Here is a 2,645-nt window from a genome sequence, read left to right as displayed (position 1 = left end):
GCCCAGCCGCCCCCGGTCTACTCCTCGGCCGGCGGCAACACGGCGGCCATGGCCAGCCACGGCGCTCCGCGCGGCGGTGGCGCCCGGCCGTGGCTGATCGTGCTCGGCGTACTCGCGCTGATCGGGGCCGGCGGCGTGGGCTGGGCACTGTCCCAGGAGAGCGACGACGCCCCCGGCACCCAGATTCCCTTCGGCGGCACCCCGACACCGACCCCGACGGTCTCGCCGCTGGCCTCGGCCAGCGCCTCCCCGAGTTCGACGGCCACCGTCGGGCCGCCGCCGTCCCCGAACCCCTTGGCCACCCCGATCCCGACCCCGACACCGACCCCCACCCCCGTGCCGATCATCGTGTTGCCGACGCCCACGCCGACGCCCACCCCGGTGCCGGTCCCGACCGCAGAGCTCAACGGCTTGCAGCAGGCGATCGAGGCGGCGGCCTACACCGACCCCGCCGCCAAGGATGACCTGGCGGCCCGCATGTCCGCGATCCGATCCGACGCCGAAAACAACAAGCGGCCGGCGGCGGCGGCCAAGGTCGACGATCTGGTCGCCAAGATCGGCGAGCTCGAAGGCCAGGGCGTCATCAACCCCGAGGACGCACAGCAGCTCAAGGACCGGGCCGCGGCGCTGCGCGCGAAGCTCGTGTCCTGACGCTCTGTCATTTCAGCGGGGTCAGTGCCCGCGGGGTCAGTGCCCGCGGGCGATCCACTCGTCCAGGTGCTTGGCCTCGCCACCGATCGTCGTGCCCTCGCCGTGCCCGGTGTGCACGACGATGTCGCCCGGCAGCACCAACAACCGGTCGCGGATCGAGTCGATGATCACCTCGAAGCTGCTGTAGGAGCGGCCGGTCGCGCCGGGCCCGCCCTGGAACAGGGTGTCGCCCGAGAACAGCGCGCCGATCTCGGGGGCGTATAGACACACCGCCCCCGGCGCGTGGCCCGGGGTGTGCAGCACCTCGAGCACGGTGTCGGCGACGGTGATCACATCACCGCCGTGCAACGCCTTGTCCGGGCGGCGATTGGCGTAGACCATCCGCCAGAGCACATCGTCGTCCGGGTGCAGCAGGATCGGGGCACCGGTGTTGTCGGCCAGTTCGGCCGCGGCGTTGATGTGGTCGTTGTGCGCGTGGGTGCACACGATGGCGACCAGTCGGCGCCCGGCGACCGCTTCTTCGATGGCCGCCGCGTCGTGGGCAGCGTCGATCACCACCACCTCGCGTTCGTCCCCGACCAGCCAGACGTTGTTGTCGACGTCCCAGGTGCCACCGTCGAGGCTGAACTGGCCGGAGGTGACGATCCGCTGAATCTGAGCCGCCATCAGAACACCACGACTGAGCGCAGGACGTCGCCGTGGTGCATCCGTTCGAACGCCTTCTCCACATCCTCGATGCCGATCGTCTCGGACACGAACGCATCCAGGTCCAAGCGCTTTTGCAGGTACAGGTCGATCAGCATCGGGAAGTCACGGCTGGGCAGGCAGTCGCCGTACCAGGAGGACTTGAGCGAACCGCCCCGGCCGAACACCTCGATCAGCGGCAGCTCGAGGGTCATGTCCGGGGTCGGGACGCCGACCAGCACCACGGTGCCGGCCAGGTCGCGGGCGAAGAAGGCCTGCTTGTAGGTCTCCGGGCGCCCGACCGCCTCGATCACCACGTCGGCGCCGTTGCCCTCGGTGGCCGCGCGGATGCCCTCGACCGCGTCGGTGGTCTTCGAGTTCACGGTGTGGGTGGCGCCGAGCTTGACCGCCATGTCCAGCTTCCGGTCATCGACATCGACCGCGACGATCGTGCGCGCCCCCGCGAGGCGGGCACCGGCGATCGCGGCGTTGCCGACCCCGCCGCAGCCGATCACCGCAACCGTGTCCCCGCGTCCGACGTTGCCGGTGTTCACCGCGGCCCCGAGACCGGCCATCACCCCGCACCCGAGCAGGCCGGCGGCTGCCGCCGGGGCGGCCCGGTTGACCTTGGTGCACTGCCCGGCGGCGACCAGGGTCTTCTCGGCGAAGGCGCCGATGCCCAGGGCCGGGGAGAGCGCCGTGCCGTCGGCGAGCGTCATCTTCTGCGTCGCGTTGTGGGTGGAGAAGCAGTACCAGGGCCGACCGCGCCGGCAGGACCGGCACTGCCCGCACACCGCGCGCCAGTTCAGGATCACGTAGTCCCCGGGCGCCAGGCCGACCACGCCGGCGCCGACCGCCTCGACCGTGCCCGCGGCCTCATGGCCGAGCAGGAACGGGAACTCATCGTTGATGCCGCCCTCGCGGTAGTGCAGGTCGGTGTGACACACCCCGCAGGCCTCGACCTTGACCAGCGCCTCCCCAGGCCCAGGGTCGGGAACGAGGATCGTCTCCACGGACACCGGAGCGCCCTTGGTCTTGGCGACGACCGCGCGTACCTCGTGCATGTTGGGCTCCTCGCTGAGTTCTACCGCTGTCGGGACTTGTCCGAATTTCTACCGGATCACGCTGGGTTCATGCGCAGGCCCCGAATGGGCGCTTCGTCTCGCCCGACCCGATCAGGCCCGCCTAGTGGTCTGTCTGTGAATTAGCGCGGTATGATTGATCATGCCGATCAAGACAGCACCGGCGTTGCCGGTCAGTAGTGAGCAGCGCGCGGAGTTGGCCCGGATGGCGCGGTCCTCGACGCTGCC

3 protein-coding genes are annotated in these 2,645 nt (G+C 70.5%); 1 reads left to right on the top strand and 2 read right to left on the bottom strand.

Annotated elements, in window-relative coordinates:
* Positions 1-651, top strand: a 651-nt coding sequence (locus H0X00_RS23320; protein WP_367186754.1) for a hypothetical protein, incomplete at its 5' end; no start/stop codon positions are given.
* Positions 652-687: 36 nt separating this feature from the next.
* Here H0X00_RS23320 and H0X00_RS23315 read toward each other — a convergent pair.
* Together H0X00_RS23315 and H0X00_RS23310 are read right to left on the bottom strand one after the other, a co-directional pair.
* Entirely contained in the window at positions 688-1,317 is a 630-nt protein-coding gene (locus H0X00_RS23315; RefSeq protein ID WP_293775210.1) for an MBL fold metallo-hydrolase, read from the bottom strand.
* Positions 1,317-2,399, bottom strand: a complete 1,083-nt coding sequence (locus H0X00_RS23310) for an S-(hydroxymethyl)mycothiol dehydrogenase (protein ID WP_293775208.1) — start codon at positions 2,397-2,399, stop codon at positions 1,317-1,319. Before H0X00_RS23310 ends, H0X00_RS23315 begins: the two co-directional genes overlap by 1 nt.
* Positions 2,400-2,645 lie beyond the last annotated feature (246 nt).

The sequence above is a fragment of the Sporichthya sp. genome (assembly GCF_013815995.1).
In the GTDB taxonomy this organism is placed as follows: Bacteria; Actinomycetota; Actinomycetes; order Sporichthyales; family Sporichthyaceae; genus Sporichthya.
This window is presented reverse-complemented; position numbering and strand designations above follow the sequence as displayed.